Annotated in this window: 1 protein-coding gene; it reads left to right on the top strand. The window is 53.4% G+C overall.

Annotated features, from left to right (window positions below):
* Nucleotides 1-209 precede the first annotated feature (209 nt).
* Nucleotides 210-861 (top strand): IS110 family transposase (locus GTU76_RS29735; protein ID WP_180700259.1); only part of this gene is annotated, 652 nt, incomplete at its 3' end.

The following is an 861-nucleotide window of genomic DNA, read 5'->3' as shown; positions in this document are numbered from 1 at the left end:
GCTCGCTTGTATGGTAGGACTTGAAGGGAGGAGGAGGGACAAGGCTCGATTCTGACTGTTAGCGCAGTACAGACCGTGGGAGATTTCACCCTCCTCCTTTCACCCAAGCGCCGATAAAGAATGCATCTGGCCTAGACCGACGATAGGAACAAGCCTGCGCCTCTGGGTGAACCCTTCAAGTGTTCAAACCTTAGCCCGGAGGATTTCTCATGGCAATGCCCGTCGCTACTACTCAGTCGATCATCGGGGTTGATGTCGCCAAGGATGAACTGGTGATTTATTGCGCCGAATCAGATCAGCTCGAGACAATCTCTAACACCAAAGCAGCAATCAAAAAATGGCTCAAAACTGTAGCCAAGCCAGTGGCAATCGCCATCGAAGCCACCAATATCTATCACCAGGAATTTGCTGATCTGGCGCATGCCGATGGTTGCGTGATCTATATGGTTGGCGGTTATGAGCTCAGCCATTACCGCAAAGGCGTGAACGTTCGCGCTAAAACTGATGCGCTGGATGCCCGATTACTGGCCCGTTATCTGACAAACGAAGGGGACCACTTACGTCCTTGGACACCGCCGTCGCCCTTGTATTGCCGGCTCATCAGTCTTTTCCGGCGCCGTGCGGCTCTGGTCCAGGCTCGTGTCAGCCTCAAGCAGAGCTGGGAGAATGAGCCTTTGCTCAAAACCGCTTTCAAACATCAGATAAACGCCATGCAAAGACTGGAAATCCTGCTGGAGAAAACGATCCTGACGCAGATAGACGAAGCCGGTTTAGGCGCTCAGCTCAAGCGTTGCATGAAGGTAGAAGGCATCGGTACGTTGACCGGCGCCCGCTTGCTCGCATCCTTTCAGCGTGGGGACT

The organism is Pseudomonas crudilactis, from assembly GCF_013433315.1.
In the GTDB taxonomy this organism is placed as follows: domain Bacteria; phylum Pseudomonadota; class Gammaproteobacteria; order Pseudomonadales; family Pseudomonadaceae; genus Aquipseudomonas; species Aquipseudomonas crudilactis.
This window is presented reverse-complemented; position numbering and strand designations above follow the sequence as displayed.